A 19,351-nucleotide genomic window follows, 5' to 3' on the forward strand; every position below is an offset into this window, starting at 1 on the left:
ACCGACTTCGGAGCCTTTTTCTACGACACAAACGGACAGATCGTTTAAGTTGTTTTCAATTGCAAGTTGACGAATTTTGATCGCAGCAGAAAGACCCGCAGGGCCTGCGCCTACGATGACGACGTCAAACTCCATCGATTCACGTTCGATGTGTTCCATGTAGGACTCCTCATATTACTATTCGGTGGCAACCATAATCATATGATTGGGTGCTGCCATAAGTGTTCTTGGTTCCTAGACACAAAAATGCTGGTGTCTTTGATAATCTGGGCTAGTATAGTTTTAAAGCCGGTTTTAGCCAATTGGCTGAAACATATTATTTTTCCGTCATTAAGGTCTTCTTTTATGGATAAGCCAGTACCCAGCACAAATCCGACGAAAAAAGTAACTTATCCCGATGATAAAAATTTAATGGATATCGCACAATACTTAAAAGATGCACAGGGCAGTCACAAAAGGTCAATACCCCCTTTGGAGCAATGGCAGCCAAAGCATTGTGGCACAATGGATCTCAAGGTTTTAGCCAACGGCGAATGGTGGCACGAAGGTCAATTGATCAAGCGTCAGCCGATGATTGACCTGTTTGCAACGGTGCTCTGGAAAGAAAACGATAAATTCTATCTAAAAACACCAGTAGAAATGATTGAAATCGAAGTTGAAGATGAACCTTTATTTGTCAATCAGGTCGATCAGGTTGAGATCAATGGAGTGACTTATCTGCAACTGGGCACAACCACGCAAGACCTGATTATTGTCGATGCTGAACATCCAATCTTTATGCGTGAATACAAAGGTGAGTTGCGGCCTTATGTGCATGTGCGTTTTGGGATTAATGCCCTGATTCAGCGTGCGGCATTTTTACATCTGGTCGAGATGGGAGAGCTTGATGAAAATCCGGCAGGCGAAACCGTTTTAAGTTTGAAAAGTGGTGATTTAGACTTGCATTTGAGCACCTGAGGTTTAAGCTTGATCGCTAGAAATTTCAAACAAGCTACCTGCAACGTTATGAGCGCTATTCAACCAATTTCCCAGTTATTAGACCCGATGCCCAATGCCACGGCAGATGCGCCTATTGGCATTTTTGACTCAGGCGTAGGCGGCTTGTCAGTCGCCCTGGAAATTGCCCGCCATTTGCCTAATGAACGCTTTGTCTATTATGCGGATACTGCGCATGTGCCTTATGGCCCGAGAGATGATCAGGAAATTCGTGCCTTGACGGCTCAGGCGATTGAATGGCTTTATCGTCAAGGTTGTAAAGTTGCGGTGGTGGCGTGCAATACCGCTTCCGCTTTTAGTCTGGATTATTTGCGTGACTATTATGGTGAAAACTTTCCGATTATCGGTTTAGTACCCGCACTTAAACCGGCCGTCCTGAATACCCAGTCGAAAACTGTGGCGGTATTGGCCACGCCTGCAACCTTCCGCGGCCAGCTGATTAAAGATGTCATTTCCCGTTTTGCCGAACCGGCTCAAGTCAAAGTCCTGCCTGTGACCAGTCTGGATCTGGTGCCTTTTGTTGAGGCTGGAGAGCAGATGAGTGCAGCCTGTTTGCAGACATTAAAAGAGATTTTACAACCAGTTGTAGATCAGGGCGCTGATTATTTAGTATTAGGATGTACACATTACCCCTTCCTAAAATCGTCAATTCAGTATATTTTTGGTCAAAAGCTGACATTAATTGACTCAGGATTCGCGGTTGCAAGACAAACGGCCCGAATTTTAATTAAAAATGGGTTATTATTTGAGCATGAGTCTAAAGAAAGCGTGAAAATTGAATTGGTGGTGAGTGGGCAGAATGCTGAACAGCTCCGACCGATTTTGCAGCACCTGATTCCGGCCGATTTAAAATGGCAGGTCAGTAATATGAGTGCAGTTTAAAACTCATTTTTATAATTTAAAAAGAAAGATATTTTGATTCTGGGGTGGCCATATTGGGTAAAGAAGCATGTGATGATGCATTTTTTACGCAAATGTACAGGAGAAGAGGATAGCCCATGCTGGATAAACGGTACCAAGTGTTCATCTCAACCTCGGGGGCAGAAATGCAACCGGAGCGTATCATTCTGTCTCAAACACTGGTAGGAATGGGGTTTTTCTCGTGGGGACTGGAACAGCGTACACCGCTGAATACTGCATTTGCACGCCGCCAGATTGATGACTGTGATTATGTCGTGATTCTGCTGGGAAGCCAGTATGGGGAGCAGTCGGTATCGGGTGTCGGCTATATGCATCTCGAATATATTTATGCAGTGACCAAGCAAAAACCGATTATTGTGTTTATGCATGATGATCCGGCATCACGTGAAAGTGCATTGCATGATGCCAAACCGGAATTACAGGAAAAATTCAAGGAATTCCGTCAACTGTTACAGCAGGAAGTGGATCAGGTTTTTACTTACCGCAGCCTGCGCGATCTGGAAATGGCAGTGCGTTTTAACATGCCACAAATGCTGGAGCGCTATCCGGTGACCGGCTGGGTGCGTCCGCAAAACACCCAGGCGCTGCATGACGAGATTGATCAGCTGAAAGCTAAAGTGGCGCAACTGGAACGCGATGGCGGAACTGCAGAAGTCGATCCATTCCTGAGCCTGCCCAAAGTGGCGATGCATGAAATTTTTTCTTTTGAATACCGGATGCATGCTTATCAGGATGGTAATTTTAAAGAAATCAAAGTCCATAAAAAACTGACTTGGGCACAATTGTTGGCGTTATTGGGTTCAACTTTTGTCAATCCGACCCCTGAAGAGTTTTTCTCGAAGCGCATGAATGAATATCTGAATGAAACCGGTCTGCAGGATGCACGGGTGCAGATGCCGCGTGCGCATGCTGTCGCGCGTGCCCAGATGAATATTCGTGCCTTGCATAGTTTAAAAATTCAAATGCGCCAGAATGACTGGATTGTGCCATCCGGTCGTGATGACCGACAGCGCATGCTGTGGCAGATCACGCCAAAAGCGCAAAAGTTGCTGGACAGCAGCTTGCTGGATTTAGATCGCACTTTTCAATATAAGTCAGCGTATTAATCCATAGAGAGAATAAATAAAAAGCTGTTAAAGTACAGGGGTTGATATCCTGACGGACGAACTGAATGTATTCTCCTGCTAAAGCGAAAGTGACGATTATATTGGCAAACTTGGGCACACCAGATGAGCCTACGATTCCAGCGGTACGCCGTTTCCTCAAGCAGTTTTTATCTGATCAGCGTGTGATTGAAATTCCCAAACCGATCTGGCAAATCATTCTGCGCTTATTCATTTTGCCTTTCCGTCCAAAGCGGGTATCACAGGCCTATGCGCAAGTATGGGGACAGGATTCGCCGATGCGTGAAATTCTGTTTGAGCAGGTCGCAGCAGTCAAGACGCATCTCACCCAGCTTTATCCGCAGTTTGAACTGAATGTGGTACCTGCAATGACCTACGGCAATCCGAATATTCAGGATGTCTTGGCACAGGTCTCAGCGCAGCCACAGGAACACGTGATTCTATTTCCCTTGTTTCCACAATATTCTGCCACTTCGACCGCACCTCTATACGATGCAGTGGCGAAATGGGTGGTGAAACAGCGTAATTTACCCGGTTTGACAGTGATCCGGGATTATTATCAACATCCTTTATTTATCCAGTCGTTGGCTCAAAGTGTACGTGATTATCAGGCAATTCATGGTCAACCAGAGAAATTGTTAATGTCTTTCCACGGCATTCCACAGCCCTATGCTGATAAAGGCGATCCTTATGCCGACCGTTGCCGCATCACGGGTAAATTGGTGGCGGAAGCACTAGGTTTAAATGAAGATCAATATGCGATCAGCTTTCAGTCGCGGTTTGGCAAACAGGAGTGGATCAAGCCCTATACCGATGTTTTGCTCGAAGATTGGGCCAAGCAAGGGGTGAAATCAATTCAGGTGATGAGTCCGGCATTTTCCGCGGACTGTCTGGAAACGCTTGAAGAGCTGGCAATCGAAAATGCCGAGACATTTAAAGCACTCGGCGGTGAAAGCTATCGCTATATTCCTGCTTTAAATAGCCGTGAAGATCATTTGCGATTGCTCAATAGTCTGCTTCAGGCTAATCTGGATGCATTGACACAGACACTTGCCCATTAACTTGCCCGAGGTTTTTCAATCCATGTTACAAGTCAAAATTGTTCCAGTTACTGCATTTCAGCAAAACTGTTCCATCGTTTGGGATATGGATACTAAAGAAGCCATTTTGATTGATGCAGGGGGCGAACCTGAAAAACTGAAAGCTGAAGTTGAAGCGCTGGGTTTAACGGTTAAAGCCTTGTGGCTCACTCATGGTCATCTGGATCATGCGGGTGCGGTGGGTGCATTAAAAAAGGCTTGGAATGTCCCAGTAATCGGACCACATAAGGAAGATGCATTCTGGCTCGACATGATTCAGGAAGTTTCTGCACGTTATGGCTTTCCGATTCCGGAAAAAGTCGAAGTGACCCAATGGCTGGAAGGTGGTGAAGTGCTCAAACTCGGCAATGAAGAGTTCGAAGTGCGTTTTGCTCCAGGCCATACGCCGGGTCATGTGATGTTCTATAACAAAAATTATGACTTGTTATGGACAGGTGATGTCTTGTTCAAAGGCTCAATCGGGCGGACTGATTTCCCGCGTGGTAACCATCAACAGCTCTTAGATTCAATTCAGCGAGAATGTTTCAGCCTGCCAGATGAAACCCAATTCATTTCAGGACATGGTCCGATCAGCACCATTGGTTTTGAAAAGCAGCATAATCCTTTTGTTGCAGGTAAAGCGGGTTAAAAGCGTAAATAAAAGACCAATACCATTTGGTCTTTTATTTTTATTCTGAAAAGGGATTATTACGAAGTTGACGCGTTTGCATGTGTATGAGCCAAGCGGCAAAAGCAAAAAGCACACCCAATACAATAAATAAACTATCTTGTTGGAAAATGCCGACTCCCAAAGAAAGAAGTGCGAGTAGACCAACCCCAATTAATATGATTTTTAAAATAATATAACCCATATTATTGCTCTAAAAATAATGTGAAAATTTAGAATAGAACAATAATGCTAAAGCTTTATGAATGATGTTAATTCGTGTTACTTTATCTAAGTAATTTTATAAAATTCATATGATTTATTTACTTAATTTCGACAAGATTCTGCTTTCAGACAGAATTTTCGACAAGGAAGACATTTTATTCTTCGCTGTTGTCGGCTTGTGGTGCATCTTGGGTAGGCAAACTATATTCCTCATTGGCCCAAGCCCCCAGATCAATCATCTTGCAACGTTCTGAACAAAAAGGACGGTAATCATTATCTTCCCAAGTGGTCAGCTTGCCACAGCGTGGACAGTTTAAAGTGGTAGGCATGGGACGACTCCAAAGAAAAATAAAGGTTCGATTAGGCAAATATAGCCGCACTTGTTAGACTTATGCGGTTTTTATTAGTTTGATCTGATTATGCCGATTCGTCAATTTCAAGCACAGCGTATGCATGCGCCCCGTGATTTTCAAAGCATCAGTCCTGAACCGGTCTGCGTCGAAGTGGGAGCGGGTAAAGGTAAACATGCCTTGTTATTCAGCAAGAACAATCCCGACACTCAACTGATTGCGATTGAACGTACCCGGGAAAAATTTCTGGCGATGCAAAAACAGCATGCTGTTGAAGGTCAAACCAATTTACAGACCGTTCATGCCGATGCTTTACCGTGGATCGTGCATGCACTGTATCCGGAGCAGGTAGAACAATTCTTTATTTTATATCCAAATCCTGAGCCGCATAATCCGGCGCAGCGCTGGGTCAATATGCCATTTTTTGAGTTCCTGCTTTCCCGCCTGAAAATCGGTGGAACGATTACGCTGGCCAGTAATATTCCTACTTATATCGAAGAAGCAGAAACACAGGTGCGAGAGCTCTGGAAGCTGCCTTTTGTCAAAGAAGTGATTGCTGCAGATTCGGCGCGTACCCATTTTGAAATTAAATATCTGGAACGTGGCGAATTATGCCAGCAACTGATCATCAGCAAGCCTGAAAGTTATGTAACGCGCTTTGATGATTTCCAGCCTTTACAAGGGCAGAATGCCACCGTCGCGGAATAAGCAGATGAGCAAACGCATTGCTATTGTGGGCGCAGGCCCCGCAGGCTTAATGGCGGCAGAAGTGCTCAGTCAGTTTGGTTATGAGCTGCATGTCTATGAGCAAAAACCGTCTGCTGCGCGTAAATTCCTGATGGCAGGCAAGACCGGTCTGAATATTTCCCATGCTGAGCCTGTGTCACAGTTTGTACAACGTTATGATCAGGTGGAGTGGTTGTCTCCCTGGATCAAACGCTGGGATGCACTCTGGATTCAAGACTGGATGAAGCAGCTCGGCATTGAGCCTTATATCGGTTCATCCGGCCGGGTATTTCCCACAGAGATGAAAGCCGCGCCCTTGCTGCGTGCCTGGCTCAAGCGTTTGGCCAGTGATGGCATCCAGTTTCATTACCGGCATAAAGTCAGCCAGTTGCAGCAGCAACAGCTCGAACTGCATGATCTGAAAAATAATGAATACCGCATTGAAGATTTTGATGCCATTATTCTGGCTTGTGGCGCAGTGTCTTGGTCAGCGTTGGGTAGTGATGGGGCATGGCAAGCCTGGCTGAAACCGGATGAAATTGAGCCATTTCAGGCCAGTAATGCTGGAGTGGAATATCCTTGGTCTCAGTTTATGCAGCCAGTCTTTGGTCAACCTTTAAAGCGTGTCGAGGCATGGGTTGGGCAAGGTGAAAAAACCATTGGCGATATCGTGATCAGTCATTATGGTCTGGAAAGTGGTCTGATCTATAAGCAGGGTCGTGGCTTACGCGAGCAACTAAAACAGGGGCAGCCTATGCAGCTGCATCTGGACCTATTCCCAAATCAAAGCATCGAACAGCTTGCACAAAAATTACAGCCAAGTAAGAAGCAGTCTTTAAGTAATGTCTGGCGTAAAGCCGGAGTGGACGGTGCCAAGGCAGCTCTAGTACGGGAGCTGGTGGCCAAAGCAGTATGGCAAGATTCTGCTGAATTAGCCAAACAGATTAAAGATTTGATTCTTCCACTCAGCGGCTTTCGCTCAATTGATGAGGCGATTAGCTGTGCCGGTGGTGTCAAGCGTGAAGTGTTGTCGAAACAGCTACAACTTAAATCCAATCCGCATGTATTTTTGTGCGGAGAAATGCTGGACTGGGATGCACCGACTGGTGGTTATCTGCTGACCGCCTGCTTCGCCACAGGTCGCGCGGCAGGTGAGGGTGTGCATCAGTTTCTGACAGCACATTAACTCATTTTATGGTCAGGACGAACTGACACTTATACTGAAATACAGACTCAACAGATCTGGCCTTGTTGATCCATGCTGTTTTAAAGCTGCCAGTTCAGCTTAGATTATTTTTGTATTTTATCTAAACTGTGTGCCAAACTAGCATCCTAGACTATTCCTTCACTTGCCGGGAAGCTGGTTCTTTCTTGGCGAGATCCGGATATTGCGAACGCCAGCGTTCCAGTTGTTCTTGGGCGTGTAGATATTTCCCTAGACCTTTGACATTCTCACTGGCTTCATTCACGGGTGTAGCTTGAGTCTTGGGAGTATTGAGTAATTTGTCCTGATGTTCCCAGTATTGATACATTAAGCCCTGAATATAACGGCCCTGTTCGGTTTTCAGTTCTAAAGCCTTCAACATATTCAATGCTGACTGGACATGATCACGCTGACGTTGCTGGACAAATTCTTCTGTCATATTTTCATCATCGCGCATGCTGTTTAATTCTTTTTCCAAGTCGCTGCTCATTTCCTGAAAGCGCTGTTCATAATCCGTCAATGCAGCAATATCATGCGGATCATCAGCAGTTTTAGGGAAGTCTTTCAGTGGCTCGGTTTTCAGTTCCTGCATGACTTGATCTGAAGCCGTATTATCTGTTGTCGCTTCAGTCGGAGTTTCGGTCGTTTTCTGGTCACATGCCATCAGCAGCATGGCCGCAGCGAACAACAGCGTTCGTGTCATTCCTGGTATTTTATGCATGATCGCCTCCTGTTTTTAATTACTTTTCTTGAACACATAGATATGGGTGACATAAGGAAAATCGATCATTTCCTCTGCGCTTTTGGCTGTATATTGCTGGATGATCTGTTCAAATTGTTGTTTTAACTGTGCCTGCTGCTGTTCAGGCATGGCTGCAATAAAACTAGTCGAGAGCAGCCGCTTGGATACCACCTGCTCGACACTGCCATGCTGTTGCTGGGTCATTGTGGTTTCTGCATAGGGCTGAAATAGCGTTTGCTGTGCAAAGACCTCGCGCCAGGCACCGCTATGATAGCGCGGCGTATCGCCTTCCAATGGGGCAATACAATCGGCCAAGGCCTGAACCCAGTCCACCCGAGTATCGCGCTGATTCCAAATTAACACCAGATAACCCTGCGGTTTGAGTACCCGATCTAATTCTTGTAAGGTAGCAGAATCGGCAAACCAGTGAAATGACTGTGCACAAAATACCGCATTCAGGCTATGATCAGGCAGGGGAAGTTGATGGCTAACGCCTTCAAGAGCATGAATGTCCGGATGCGCCTGTTGTAATTGAGCCAGCATTTCCGGGACAGGATCAATCGCGATAATGTGCTTACTGAGCGGGCGTAAATAGGGGATAAACTTGCCGGTGCCGCTGCCCAAATCCAAAAGATGCGCATCTGCAGGCAAAGCCAGCGTTTCACTCAGCCACTGGCTGATTTCTGCCGGATAATCGGGACGCACTTGCTGATAGAGCTCAGCCGACGCACTAAAACCCCGTTTTGCTGCAGGATGTAATGATTGTGTCATATTTTGCGCTTTTTAATCTTTTTGATCGATATAAAATAGCATATTCACTTTTTTGACAGCGTTCATTGACTGAATTGTTGTGGAAGGGTTCGATTTACCAGCATGGGAAAGTTATGGACAAGCAGATTGTTTTTGAAGATGAACATATACGCGCGATTTTTATGCCGGGATCTTCTTCAGAACTGATTTTTTCATTTGGCGATTTGATTACCCGTGCCAAGGGCCTCAACATCAATGCAGAAAAGTCACTGGCGAAATTCGAGCTTAATGTGCTTGGTATTATGCCCAAGCATAAATCCTGGTTTCCGCAAGGTTCCATGTGGAACATGTTGCAAGCCATCGCAGATCTGATTGCGCCGTTTCAGCAGCGTATTGCGTATGGCGGTTCGATGGGTGGCTATGCTGCGATCAAGTATTCCCGTGCCTTGGGCGTACAACGGGTGGTGGCGATGGTGCCGCAATACTCGATCGATCCGGAAGATGTACATGATGCCCGTTATAACATGTTCTATCAGCCAGAGCTGAATACAAATATGCGGGTTGCAGCCGAAGATATCGACAACGCCTGCGAATATATTATTGTCTATGATCCCTACTGTGCCGAAGATCGTGCCCATTATCTGAAATTAGAGACACTAATCCCACATCATCATGTGCTGCATCTACCTTTTACCGGACATGATGCGATTGCAGTTTTGGCCAGTTCAGAATTGCTTTATGATTTTTTGGTACATGAATATGATCCAAGCTATTTCTATCAGAAAATGCGCAGGGTCAAGAAAAACAGCAAGTTCTATTATCGCAAGGTGATTGAAAATGTCTTGCCACGACACCGCATGGCCTTGGGACACATTCTGAAAAATAACGATCTGCAACTGGATAACCAGTTTTTTGATGCCAGCCAGAAACAGGTGATTTTGCGGGAATTGTTACGCAATAAGCAGGTCGATCAGCATGACCTGCTCAAACTGGGCATTCATGTGAATTTGCCGCAGGAAAATCGTCAGCTGTTATTGGACCACTATGGACATGGTCTGGTATTTAATGTCATCAGCCATAAAATCGAAAGTTATGCAGAAGGTGCAATTGCCCTGAACCATAAATTTCTGATTCCGATTTATGCCAAAGGTAATGGTTTATTGAGTATTAATCTGAATGATGAACGTTATTTGGTGGTGATGAATGACCGGCATATCATGAAACTGATCAAGGAACAGGATGAGCTTAGTCTGGGCATGCACCCGATTTTAATGAAGCGTTATAGCGATTTTTATATGTTTAGCTATAAGCAGCTGAATCTGAGTACCAATGAGTATGGTGCTGCTGCTTTTATCGACGATAGTGACAAAAATACGCAGTTTGTGACGCACAGTGAGATAAGTTAACTAAAAATTTTTATAAAAAACAATTACTTGACTTGTGATGAGCTTGGCATAATATAGAGATAAGCGGTATAAATAATAAACCAATTATATCGTTCCCGATGGTTGAAACGAAGAAGGGGATCTCTATGATGCAAGTATGTTTTATCTTCGGTTTGGTTCTACCTAATCTGGCGCATGCAGAAACTGTGCATCCTGCAGTGATCATGGTCAGTGCGTCCATCATCTTTATGATTATTCTGTCTGTGTATGTGGTGTATCGAATTCGCAAGTCACTACGTAATCATATGGATAAACCGTTGGATTAATTGCATCAGGCTGGAAACAGGTTGAAAAGCCTCAATGACTTGTTTTAAATGACAGACATAAATTGTCAAACAGGATTGAGGGAACAGCCATGAAAGCCGTTTATTTAGACTATGCTTCTTTAGACCAGCAGGATTTGGACTTTCAGGCACTGCATGCAGTATTTGATTCACTAGTTTTGTATCCGGCGACCTCGGCTGCCGAGATTGCATCCCGTGTAGCTGATGTCGATGTCATCATTACGAATAAGGTGATGATCGATGCAGCTACGATTCAGCAATGCCCTCAACTCAAACTCATTTTAATCTCTGCAACCGGCACCAATAATGTCGACCTTGAGGCGGCCAAAGCGCAAGGGATCGTCGTGTGTAACTGTCAGGCTTATGGCACTTCGGCAGTCGCGCAGCATACCATCATGTTGATGCTCAATCTGGCGACTTCATTCCTGTCTTATCAACGTGCATTAGAACAAGGCGAATGGCAAAAAGCCAGTCAGTTCTGTTTGCTGGATGCGCCAATTGTCGAGCTGGCCGGAAAAACATTGGGCATTGTGGGTTATGGCGAACTGGGCCATGCGGTGGCGAAACTGGCCGAAGCCTTTGGCATGAAAGTGCTTATTGCCGCGCTGCCAAATCGTCCGGCGGATGCATCCCGTATCCCATTTACCGAGCTGCTTCCTCAAGTCGATTTTTTAACTTTGCATTGTCCACTCACTGAAGATACCCACCATTTAATCAGTCATGCTGAACTGGATGCAATGAAAAGCAGTGCATTTTTAATTAACTGTGCGCGTGGTGGAATTGTTGATGAAGCGGCATTGGTTGAGGCTCTGCGTGCAGGCAAGATTGCCGGTGCAGCGACGGATGTACTCACGGTAGAGCCACCGAAACAGGGCAATGTACTACTTGATTCAACGATTCCCAACCTGATTGTGACACCGCATAATGCGTGGGGCAGTGTTGATGCACGACAACGGATTGTGGATCAAATGGTGGAAAATGTAGCAGCATTTAAACAAGGTCAGCCGATCCGACAGGTCAATTGATAGATCGCGTCGATACAAGATAATAGTTTTATTCGCTAAAAATAAAAAAGCCCATCACGGGCTTTTCTTATCAATCGGTTACCGCATAACTGGTGGCTGATCCAGACTGGGGTTGAGGCTGTGGTGTATTTGGGTTTTGCGTCGCATTTGACTGGCTTAAAGGCTGCTGCACGATAGGTGCCTGCTGTGAATTGCCACGCCAGACTTCTTTAGTCTGCTGGATTTTCTGACCAGTTTGCTGGGCTGCCTGAGTTGCTCCCTGATCTACCTTTTGCAGTGTATCCGAGGTTGCAGATTTGGTATTGCTCCAGGCCCGGTCTACCCCTGGCTTGATTTTGGCAATGCCTTTTTCCGTTGCTTCACCGACTTTCTCGGCGGTATTAATCACGCCTTCCTGTGCTTTATAAGCAAAGACATGCAGCAGGTTCGGATTTTCACCATAAGGCTTAACCGGTTTAGCAGACTGAGTCGTGGTTTGTGCGAATGCTGGAACAGAAAGCATTAAAGCTGTCGTTAAAATAATTGGGGTTTTGATATTCATTATGGATCGACCTCGAATTCGTCTAAGTGCGGTCTGAGTTTGTTTTTCAGTGTAACGGATAATGGGCCAAAAACAATGAATATCCTGTGAAGAGTGCAGAGCTTTCAGGTGGATCTGTGCCGAAATATTGTAATTTTTAAAGAAAGGGCAGTAGAAATTAGCCCAAGTGTCGAATTGATTTTTAGCAAAATAAAAGCCCTGTTCTTAGACTAGAAACAAGGCGATTTTTTTAGTCACATTGTGTCAGGGCATCTTTGGCGAAATGTTCGCGTAAGCTGACAAAGTTCTTTTGTACGCCTGCATCGTGCAGGTCAAATTTTTGTGCAGTGCTAGTACCGTCGCGCTGGAAAGTCGCTGAGCCGGCATCGATTAGAGTCATGCCTTTAAATGACCATTGTTCAATGACACGGTTATTGCCAATATCGCCGGTGAATTCAATCACGCATTTGTCGAGAAATTTGGTCAGTTTTGCCTTGTTGTTGGTGGTAGCTGGAACAACTTCGAGGTTTTGGACTTCCTGTAAGACGCCAACCTGAAGCTGTGGGATTTTTGGTGCAGATGTACAAGCTGTAACTGCGATACTCGCAAGACCAGTCAGAATGAGTGTTTTAAATTTCATATGATTCTTTCTTGTTGAGTGTTGTTAGGTTGAGTATAGGGAATCGGTTAGAAAATGACTATAGCTCAATGATTAACGATTCCAATCCTGCGTACGAATACGACCAGTTTGATAATAAATTGAGACTAATTCAATAAAATTTTTAAAGTCGGAATTTTCATTTAAAATTCGATTTATTGATTGCCAATCCACTTCTGGTCTCCGGCGAGCAGGAAGCAAAATTTCGCTTTCAGTAGGATTTTCAGGAATTAAAATTATTACACCAATACCATGGAGGGCTGAGAGCATACGAAGTTCTTCTTCAACTTCATTGGTAGAAATTGAGGTCGCAACTAAATATCCTTCATTTGCCCAACTAGAATTACTTACTGCTTGGAAAAAACTACTTCTAATATTTGAGTTATTTAGTTCTTTTTTTACCTCGAATGACCAAAGTCGAACATTTTGTCCAGAACTATGCTTTACACAAGTTTTAACTAGATCATTCCATTTATTATCTAATGCTTGCATTGCCACAATATCTGGATGTAGCCATTGATTACCATTTTGTCCTCTAGTATTTGATGATCTTTTTTCATCAATTCTTAATGTAAGCAAATTGAGTTCTTGGGATAGGTATTCTATCAATACAGGATATAAGTCATATTCTGAAAATATTTTTTCTTGAATCGATGGGGGATTATTGTCTTCTGCATCAATAATTAATGAATTATGGAAGTCAATTCCTTTTACTGGTGAAAGATTTGAAGTTGGTTCATACCAATATTGGCGTGGACTTGGTTTTTCTTGATATTTTACACAAGGATTATTTTGAATTAAGTCTGGGAAAATACTATATAACTCTCGAATAACTTGTTGTTTAAAAGCACTTTCATTGTTTTCAAATTTAATATTATTTCTTTTCTCAATATAGTCTTGAGGATATGTAGCAATTAATTTATCAGCAATAAATCTAGCTGTAAATTTTTGGTTAGGATTAGATTTTAAAAATTCTAATGCTTTTTGTGCTTGTGATAATTTCATATTATTGAGAAAAATAAAAAACCCCACTATTTCTAGCAGGGTTTTAATTTTATTTCAAATGTCTGACTTAGTGCTGTAATACCGAAATATCAGCCACTTTCGTAAACAAGCCTCGAAGCTGCGCAAGCATACGTAAACGGTTTGCTTTCAGGTCAGCATCATCAGCCATCACCATGACGCCGTCAAAGAACGCATCCACTGGCGCACGAAGTGCAGCAAGTGCAGACAACGCAGCAGTATAGTCTTTAGCAGCAAATAACGGCTCAACTTGAGGCGCAATTTTAGCAAGTTCAGCGAACAATGCTTTTTCAGCATCTTCAACCAAGTTTACTTCAACTACAGCACCTTCAGGAGCAGTTTCTTTTGCCAGAATGTTGGCAACACGCTTGTTCGCAGCAGCAAGAGCAGCCGCTTCAGGTAATGCACGGAAGTGATTAACCGCATTTACACGCTTGTCAAAATCAAGCGGTGATTTTGGCGATAACGCCTGAACAGCTTGAATCACATCAACAGCCACGCCTTGGTCTTCGTATTTCGCACGGTAACGACCTTCAAGGAATGCAACAGCATCCGCCAAAGTCTTGTCGTGATCTTTCAATACATCGCCATAAGCAGCAAGTGCAAGTTTGATCAAATCTTCAATTGAAACATCAAGCTCGTTTTCAGTCACAAGACGCAAAATACCAATTGCAGAACGACGTAGTGCAAATGGGTCTTTAGAACCTGTAGGCGCTTGACCAATACCGAAAATACCTGTGAGCGTATCTAAACGATCCGCAAGAGCAATGGTTGTACCAGTTTTGGTTTTCGGTAAAACGTCACCTGCGAATTTAGGTAAGTATTGCTCACCTAAAGACTCAGCCACTTCCGCATTTTCACCTTCAAGACGTGCGTAGTAAGTACCTGCAATACCTTGAAGTTCAGGGAATTCACCCACAAGCTCAGAAGTTAAGTCACATTTTGCAAGAAGCGCCGCTTTTTCAGCATCTTCCGCTTTTGCACCTGTAATAGGCGCAAGTGCTACAGCCAATTTCGCAATACGTTCAGACTTGTTCCAAAGCGTACCCAATTCAGCTTGGAATACCATGTTTGCAAGTTTCTCTTTACGAGATGCAAGCGGTTGCTTTTGATCTTGTAAGAAGAAGAATTCAGCATCTGACAAACGTGGACGAACCACTTTCTCGTTACCTTCAATAATTTGTGTCGGGTCTTTCGACTCGATGTTTGACACAGTAATGAAGTAAGGTTGAAGTTTATTGTCAGCGTTCACTAAGCAGAAGTACTTCTGGTTGTCCTGCATCGTGGTGATCAATGCTTCTTGAGGAACAGCAAGGAAGCGTTCTTCGAAGCTTGCACGAAGCGCAACAGGCCATTCAACGAGTGCAGTCACTTCGTCACGAAGATCCGCAGGGACAATTGCAATGGCATTCACTTCATCAGCAAGTGCTTTGACTTGTTGATCGATGATGGCTTGACGCTTTTCAAAAGACGCTACAACGTAAGCCGCTTTTAACTTCGCTAAGTATTCGTCTGCATGCGCTAAAGTGATTGCTTCAGGTGCATGGAAACGGTGGCCATAAGTCACGTTACCTGCTTTGTGGTCTTGAATTGTTGCATCAACCACATCGTTGTCTTTCAACAACACAACCCATTTCACAGGACGTACGAATTCAGTACGGCTTGCCGCAGAACGCATACGTTTTGCGATTGGAAGATTATCCAATGCATTTTGTAAAATTTGTGGCAATAAAACGTCAAGGCTTTGACCTTTGACATCTTTTAAATAGCATACTTTTTCAACTTTACCTGCTTGGAAAGTTGATACTTGATCAACCGTGATGCCTTGACCACGCATAAAGCCTTCAAGTGCTTTCGTCGGGTTGCCTTCAGCATCAAAGGCTGCCTGTTTGGCAGGGCCGTCAAAACGTTTTTGTGTGTCTGCTTGTGCAGCATCAACATTGACAATTTTAAGTGCAAGACGACGTGGTGCTGCATAGGCTTCGATTGAATCAAAAGCAAGACCAGCATCTTTTAAGCCTTTTACGGTTTCTGCATGTAAGGCATCACGTAATTTTTTCAGGCTTTTTGGTGGAAGTTCTTCACAACCCAATTCGAACAAAACGGTATGTTTAGACATTATTTGCTCTCCTTGTTTGCTTCTTTCGCTTCTGCTTCAACTTGTGCTTTTAACTGTGCCAACACTTCATCACGTAATGCAGGTTCAGCCATTGGGAAACCAAGTTCCGCACGTGCAGCCACATAGCTTTGTGCAATTGAACGGGCTAAGGTACGTACACGTAAAATATAACGTTGACGTTCAGTCACAGAAATCGCGCCACGCGCATCCAATAAGTTGAAGCTGTGTGATGCTTTCACGACTTGCTCATATGCAGGCAGTGGAAGTTTCGCTTCAATTAAGCGCGTTGCCTCAGCTTCGTAGAAATCGAACAATTCAAACATTTTTTCAACGTTGGCATATTCGAAGTTATAGGTCGATTGTTCCACTTCATTTTGATGGAACACATCACCATACGTTACCGTACCGAACTGACCTTTGGTCCAAACCAAATCATAAACAGAGTCTACACCTTGCAAGTACATTGCAAGACGTTCAAGACCGTAAGTGATTTCGCCAGTCACAGGGTAGCACTCAACACCACCGACTTGCTGGAAGTACGTGAACTGCGTTACTTCCATACCGTTTAACCAAACTTCCCAACCTAAGCCCCAAGCACCCAGTGTTGGAGATTCCCAGTTGTCTTCTACGAAACGAATATCGTGAACTAAAGGATCAATACCGATCGCTTTTAATGAATCGAGATAAAGCTGCTGGATATTGTCCGGGTTTGGCTTAAGCACCACCTGGAATTGATAATAATGTTGCAAACGGTTCGGGTTTTCACCATAACGACCATCTTTCGGACGACGTGACGGTTGAACATAAGCGGCATTCCAGGTTTCAGGACCCAGCGCACGAAGGAAAGTCGCAGTGTGGAATGTCCCTGCACCCATTTCCATATCATAAGGTTGCAAAATGACGCAGCCTTGCTCCGCCCAGTAAGTTTGTAAGGCAAGAATTAAGCCTTGGAAGGTATCAATATGCGATATGGCGCGACTCATGGTCATCCACTTAAAATTAGAGAAAAATTGTGCTCAATTATAAGGACTTTGCAGGGGAGTGGCAAAGGGTTAATGTACGGATACTTTTTTGAAAAAAATAAAACAGGCTTAAAGGATACGCGGCATTTAGAAGCTTACTGCGATTTTAGCTGTACTGGCCGATACAGGCTGATCTGAAAATCAGGAATAAATCAGATGTATGGCATGCTGTTAAGCGGAGAATCATAAAGTTCAACGGATCTCATACGATTGCGACTCTAAAATTAGTTTAATATTCACGCAATATAATAATGCTTAAAAATAAGGAACTTCATGACCACTTACCAAATTCAATGCCATTTAAAATACAAGGTCGTGCAACCGACAGAATTTATTTTTATGCTTCAGGCGGCACATCATTCCGATCAGAATATTCTCGAAGAAAAACTCAGCTTTAATCTGCCCGTAGCATGGCATGAATTTCAGGATGCTCAGCATCAAAACCGTCATGTTCGGCTACAGGTTGAACCCTGTGACGCTTTTGAGCTGAATTATACGGCGACAGTGGTTCGTCAACCGAGTCTCTCTCTTGAGCTTCAGCAAGGTCTGAAAGAAGTAGCCATTCCTGAGCTGCCCGATGAAGTCTTGCCTTATTTGCTGGCCAGCCGTTATTGCAATTCAGATTTATTACTGGAAATGGCGAAACGCTCATTTGGCTGGATGACACCGGGCTATACGCGGGTCAAGGCGATTGAACAGTGGATTTATAACAATATTTTTTATGTGTCTGGTAGTTCCGACCAATTTACCACTGCCACAGATGTACTGGTGCATCGTGCAGGCGTATGTCGTGACTTTGCCCATTTAGGCATTGCCCTATGCCGTGCCTTGGGAATTCCGGCACGCATGGTGGTCGGTTATGTGGAAATTGAAAAGTTTTTACCCGATTTTCATGCCATTTTTGAAGCCTATTTAGACGGTGGCTGGGTGCAGTTTGATCCGACCCGTTTGGCTCCAGTCGAAAATCTCATTCGGATCGGCACTGGAATCGATGCCGGAGATGTGGCATTTTCAACCTATTATGGTGAGGTCGAGCTGTTAAAAATCCAGCCATTGATTCAACCTGAATGAATGATAGGCCGTAATAAAAGTGATCTAAGAGATATCTAAGTGAAATGGCTTAAAAGGATTTTTTCCATTCCAGAGGTGGGCGGAGATAGCGCAGCCCTTATAAAAAAATCTGGTTGAGTATTTTAAGCTAAGCGAAATATTGTTTTAAAAAGCCTGCGTTCGCGAATGATGAAAAGATGTAAAACACAGATGCCTTTCATCTGGCTTGGTTCTATAATGCCCAAAATCTATAAACAATAAGATCAGGCGCATTGTGTTTCACTCCCATCTCGACTGGCTCAATACCTTAAAACCGAATTTCAAAGTCCTTCCACTCAAAGACCGTTTGCTCTGCGGAGCTGGAGCACTATTGGGTTTGGTAGTTTCGTCCTTGTTGAGCTTATGGATTTTGGGGGATTTTGAAGCCTGGTATATTGCCCCGATGGGCGCATCCTCGGTATTGCTGTTTGCGGTGCCTGCCAGTCCTTTGGCACAGCCCTGGAATATTCTGGTCGGGAATACCATTGCTGCCGTGATTGGCGTGAGCTGTGCCTTGTTAATTGCCAGTCCGACCGAAGCCTTTAGTGTAGCTGTGGCCTTGGCGATCGTCCTGATGATGACCACGGATTCCCTGCATCCACCGAGTGGCGCCGTAGCGATTACCGCAGTGCTGGGTGGCCAGCCGGTGCATGAACTCGGTTATGCCTTTGTATTTTATCCGGTACTACTCAATTCAATTTTACTGATGGTAATTGCCATTGTCTTTAACCGGATGATTGGCAAGGATTATCCGCAGCAAGCTCAACTAAATACTCGTTCCAAAGATCCGACGCCGACCCAGAAAGTCACCATTCAACCGCAGGATATTCAGGAAGTGCTGGATCAGCGCACCGAGCTGCTGGATATCAGTGAATATGACCTGCAAAAAATCATTCTGGAGGCACAAAACCGCGCCAATGCGCGTGCGGTGCATGAATTTAGCTGCCAGGATATTATGACGAAGGATGTGGCAACCCTGCATGAAAATGATGATATCCAGCACGCACTGGACAAGTTTAAACAGATGAACCTGATGAGCCTGCCCGTCGTTAATGCCGATGAACAACTGGTCGGTACACTGGCAATGTATCAGGTGGTGGAATGGTTCAAGCGCGCTGCCGATGTGCGCAGTAGCTGGGAACATCAGGTCAAACATATCATGACCCGTAAGGTAATTACGGTGCAGCCCTTACAACCCATTCAGGATCTGGTGCCGTACTTTGTCGAGCGTTCTTTTAACTATATTCCGGTGGTGAGCGAGCAGCAATTGGTGGGAATTATCAGTCGGGCAGACATGATTGCCGCTCTCAATCAGGAGCTGAATCATTTTAAAATGAAAGCTTAAAACCGGATTAAAACAGAAGTTAAAAGGCAGGACGTGA

The 19,351-nt window shown here is 44.4% G+C and carries 22 protein-coding genes; 12 read left to right on the forward strand and 10 right to left on the reverse strand.

Going from position 1 to position 19,351, the window contains the following annotated elements; translation table 11 throughout:
* Positions 1-159: FAD-dependent oxidoreductase (locus tag AC13CK_RS14420; protein ID WP_432241670.1), on the reverse strand; the 159-nt coding region annotated here is incomplete at its 3' end.
* Between the two features lie 186 nt (positions 160-345).
* Between AC13CK_RS14420 and AC13CK_RS14425 the strand changes: the two genes are divergently transcribed.
* The 5 genes from AC13CK_RS14425 to AC13CK_RS14445 all read left to right on the forward strand — a co-directional run bounded on the left by AC13CK_RS14425 (position 346) and on the right by AC13CK_RS14445 (position 4,769).
* Positions 346-957 carry a DUF1285 domain-containing protein gene (locus AC13CK_RS14425; RefSeq protein WP_004278560.1) on the forward strand — a complete coding sequence of 204 codons (612 nt, stop codon included), beginning with the start codon at positions 346-348 and terminating at the stop codon, positions 955-957.
* A 48-nt stretch (positions 958-1,005) separates the two neighbouring features.
* Positions 1,006-1,878 (forward strand): glutamate racemase, encoded by an 873-nt coding sequence (gene murI / locus AC13CK_RS14430; protein ID WP_004729363.1) that lies wholly within the window; start codon positions 1,006-1,008, stop codon positions 1,876-1,878.
* A gap of 116 nt (positions 1,879-1,994) precedes the next feature.
* Entirely contained in the window at positions 1,995-3,023 is a 1,029-nt protein-coding gene (locus AC13CK_RS14435) for a DUF4062 domain-containing protein (RefSeq protein WP_005267549.1), read from the forward strand.
* 65 nt (positions 3,024-3,088) lie between these two features.
* A complete protein-coding gene (gene hemH / locus AC13CK_RS14440; RefSeq protein WP_278357564.1) occupies positions 3,089-4,102 on the forward strand; it encodes a ferrochelatase in 1,014 nt (337 codons plus the stop codon).
* A 22-nt stretch (positions 4,103-4,124) separates the two neighbouring features.
* Positions 4,125-4,769 (forward strand): MBL fold metallo-hydrolase, encoded by a 645-nt coding sequence (locus tag AC13CK_RS14445; RefSeq protein WP_425879022.1) that lies wholly within the window; start codon positions 4,125-4,127, stop codon positions 4,767-4,769.
* A gap of 40 nt (positions 4,770-4,809) precedes the next feature.
* On the opposite strand, the gene AC13CK_RS14450 is transcribed toward AC13CK_RS14445, so the two are convergent.
* Together AC13CK_RS14450 and AC13CK_RS14455 are read right to left on the reverse strand one after the other, a co-directional pair.
* Complete coding sequence (locus AC13CK_RS14450) at positions 4,810-4,992, reverse strand: hypothetical protein (protein ID WP_086044179.1); 183 nt, start codon at positions 4,990-4,992, stop codon at positions 4,810-4,812.
* Positions 4,993-5,167: 175 nt separating this feature from the next.
* A complete protein-coding gene (locus AC13CK_RS14455; RefSeq protein WP_005245864.1) occupies positions 5,168-5,341 on the reverse strand; it encodes a DNA gyrase inhibitor YacG in 174 nt (57 codons plus the stop codon).
* Between the two features lie 84 nt (positions 5,342-5,425).
* Between AC13CK_RS14455 and AC13CK_RS14460 the strand changes: the two genes are divergently transcribed.
* Together AC13CK_RS14460 and AC13CK_RS14465 are read left to right on the forward strand one after the other, a co-directional pair.
* Positions 5,426-6,070: a class I SAM-dependent methyltransferase gene (locus AC13CK_RS14460; protein WP_425879272.1), complete on the forward strand. Its 645-nt coding sequence runs from the start codon at positions 5,426-5,428 to the stop codon at positions 6,068-6,070.
* A gap of 4 nt (positions 6,071-6,074) precedes the next feature.
* Positions 6,075-7,274 (forward strand): TIGR03862 family flavoprotein, encoded by a 1,200-nt coding sequence (locus AC13CK_RS14465; protein WP_425879024.1) that lies wholly within the window; start codon positions 6,075-6,077, stop codon positions 7,272-7,274.
* Between the two features lie 151 nt (positions 7,275-7,425).
* Here the strand turns inward: AC13CK_RS14465 and AC13CK_RS14470 are convergent, their stop codons facing one another.
* Together AC13CK_RS14470 and AC13CK_RS14475 are read right to left on the reverse strand one after the other, a co-directional pair.
* Positions 7,426-8,013, reverse strand: a complete 588-nt coding sequence (locus tag AC13CK_RS14470; RefSeq protein WP_004647351.1) for a hypothetical protein — start codon at positions 8,011-8,013, stop codon at positions 7,426-7,428.
* 15 nt (positions 8,014-8,028) lie between these two features.
* A complete protein-coding gene (locus AC13CK_RS14475; RefSeq protein ID WP_425879026.1) occupies positions 8,029-8,805 on the reverse strand; it encodes a class I SAM-dependent methyltransferase in 777 nt (258 codons plus the stop codon).
* A 113-nt stretch (positions 8,806-8,918) separates the two neighbouring features.
* Between AC13CK_RS14475 and AC13CK_RS14480 the strand changes: the two genes are divergently transcribed.
* The 3 genes from AC13CK_RS14480 (at position 8,919) to AC13CK_RS14490 (ending at position 11,538) form a co-directional block, all read left to right on the forward strand.
* On the forward strand, positions 8,919-10,190 hold the full coding sequence (locus tag AC13CK_RS14480) for a hypothetical protein (RefSeq protein ID WP_425879028.1): 1,272 nt from the start codon (positions 8,919-8,921) through the stop codon (positions 10,188-10,190).
* Between the two features lie 125 nt (positions 10,191-10,315).
* Positions 10,316-10,495 carry a hypothetical protein gene (locus tag AC13CK_RS14485; protein WP_004729374.1) on the forward strand — a complete coding sequence of 60 codons (180 nt, stop codon included), beginning with the start codon at positions 10,316-10,318 and terminating at the stop codon, positions 10,493-10,495.
* Positions 10,496-10,584: 89 nt separating this feature from the next.
* The gene (locus tag AC13CK_RS14490) at positions 10,585-11,538 is read left to right on the forward strand and encodes a 2-hydroxyacid dehydrogenase (RefSeq protein WP_425879030.1); all 954 of its coding nucleotides are present in this window, start codon (positions 10,585-10,587) and stop codon (positions 11,536-11,538) included.
* A 70-nt stretch (positions 11,539-11,608) separates the two neighbouring features.
* On the opposite strand, the gene AC13CK_RS14495 is transcribed toward AC13CK_RS14490, so the two are convergent.
* From AC13CK_RS14495 to glyQ, 5 genes are all read right to left on the reverse strand, one after another.
* A complete protein-coding gene (locus tag AC13CK_RS14495; protein ID WP_425879032.1) occupies positions 11,609-12,079 on the reverse strand; it encodes a hypothetical protein in 471 nt (156 codons plus the stop codon).
* Between the two features lie 229 nt (positions 12,080-12,308).
* On the reverse strand, positions 12,309-12,698 hold the full coding sequence (locus AC13CK_RS14500) for a hypothetical protein (protein WP_004278545.1): 390 nt from the start codon (positions 12,696-12,698) through the stop codon (positions 12,309-12,311).
* 72 nt (positions 12,699-12,770) lie between these two features.
* Positions 12,771-13,721: a COG2958 family protein gene (locus AC13CK_RS14505; RefSeq protein WP_005250534.1), complete on the reverse strand. Its 951-nt coding sequence runs from the start codon at positions 13,719-13,721 to the stop codon at positions 12,771-12,773.
* A gap of 67 nt (positions 13,722-13,788) precedes the next feature.
* Positions 13,789-15,858, reverse strand: coding sequence for a glycine--tRNA ligase subunit beta (gene glyS, locus AC13CK_RS14510; RefSeq protein ID WP_425879035.1), 2,070 nt, complete (start codon positions 15,856-15,858; stop codon positions 13,789-13,791).
* The gene (gene glyQ / locus AC13CK_RS14515; protein ID WP_005102966.1) at positions 15,858-16,841 is read right to left on the reverse strand and encodes a glycine--tRNA ligase subunit alpha; all 984 of its coding nucleotides are present in this window, start codon (positions 16,839-16,841) and stop codon (positions 15,858-15,860) included. Before glyQ ends, glyS begins: the two co-directional genes overlap by 1 nt.
* A 312-nt stretch (positions 16,842-17,153) precedes the next feature.
* Between glyQ and AC13CK_RS14520 the strand changes: the two genes are divergently transcribed.
* Together AC13CK_RS14520 and AC13CK_RS14525 are read left to right on the forward strand one after the other, a co-directional pair.
* Positions 17,154-17,951, forward strand: coding sequence for a transglutaminase-like domain-containing protein (locus AC13CK_RS14520; RefSeq protein WP_425879037.1), 798 nt, complete (start codon positions 17,154-17,156; stop codon positions 17,949-17,951).
* A gap of 253 nt (positions 17,952-18,204) precedes the next feature.
* Positions 18,205-19,314, forward strand: a complete 1,110-nt coding sequence (locus AC13CK_RS14525) for an HPP family protein (RefSeq protein WP_085064257.1) — start codon at positions 18,205-18,207, stop codon at positions 19,312-19,314.
* Positions 19,315-19,351: the final 37 nt, after the last annotated feature.

The sequence above is a fragment of the Acinetobacter sp. L-24 genome (assembly GCF_056857555.1).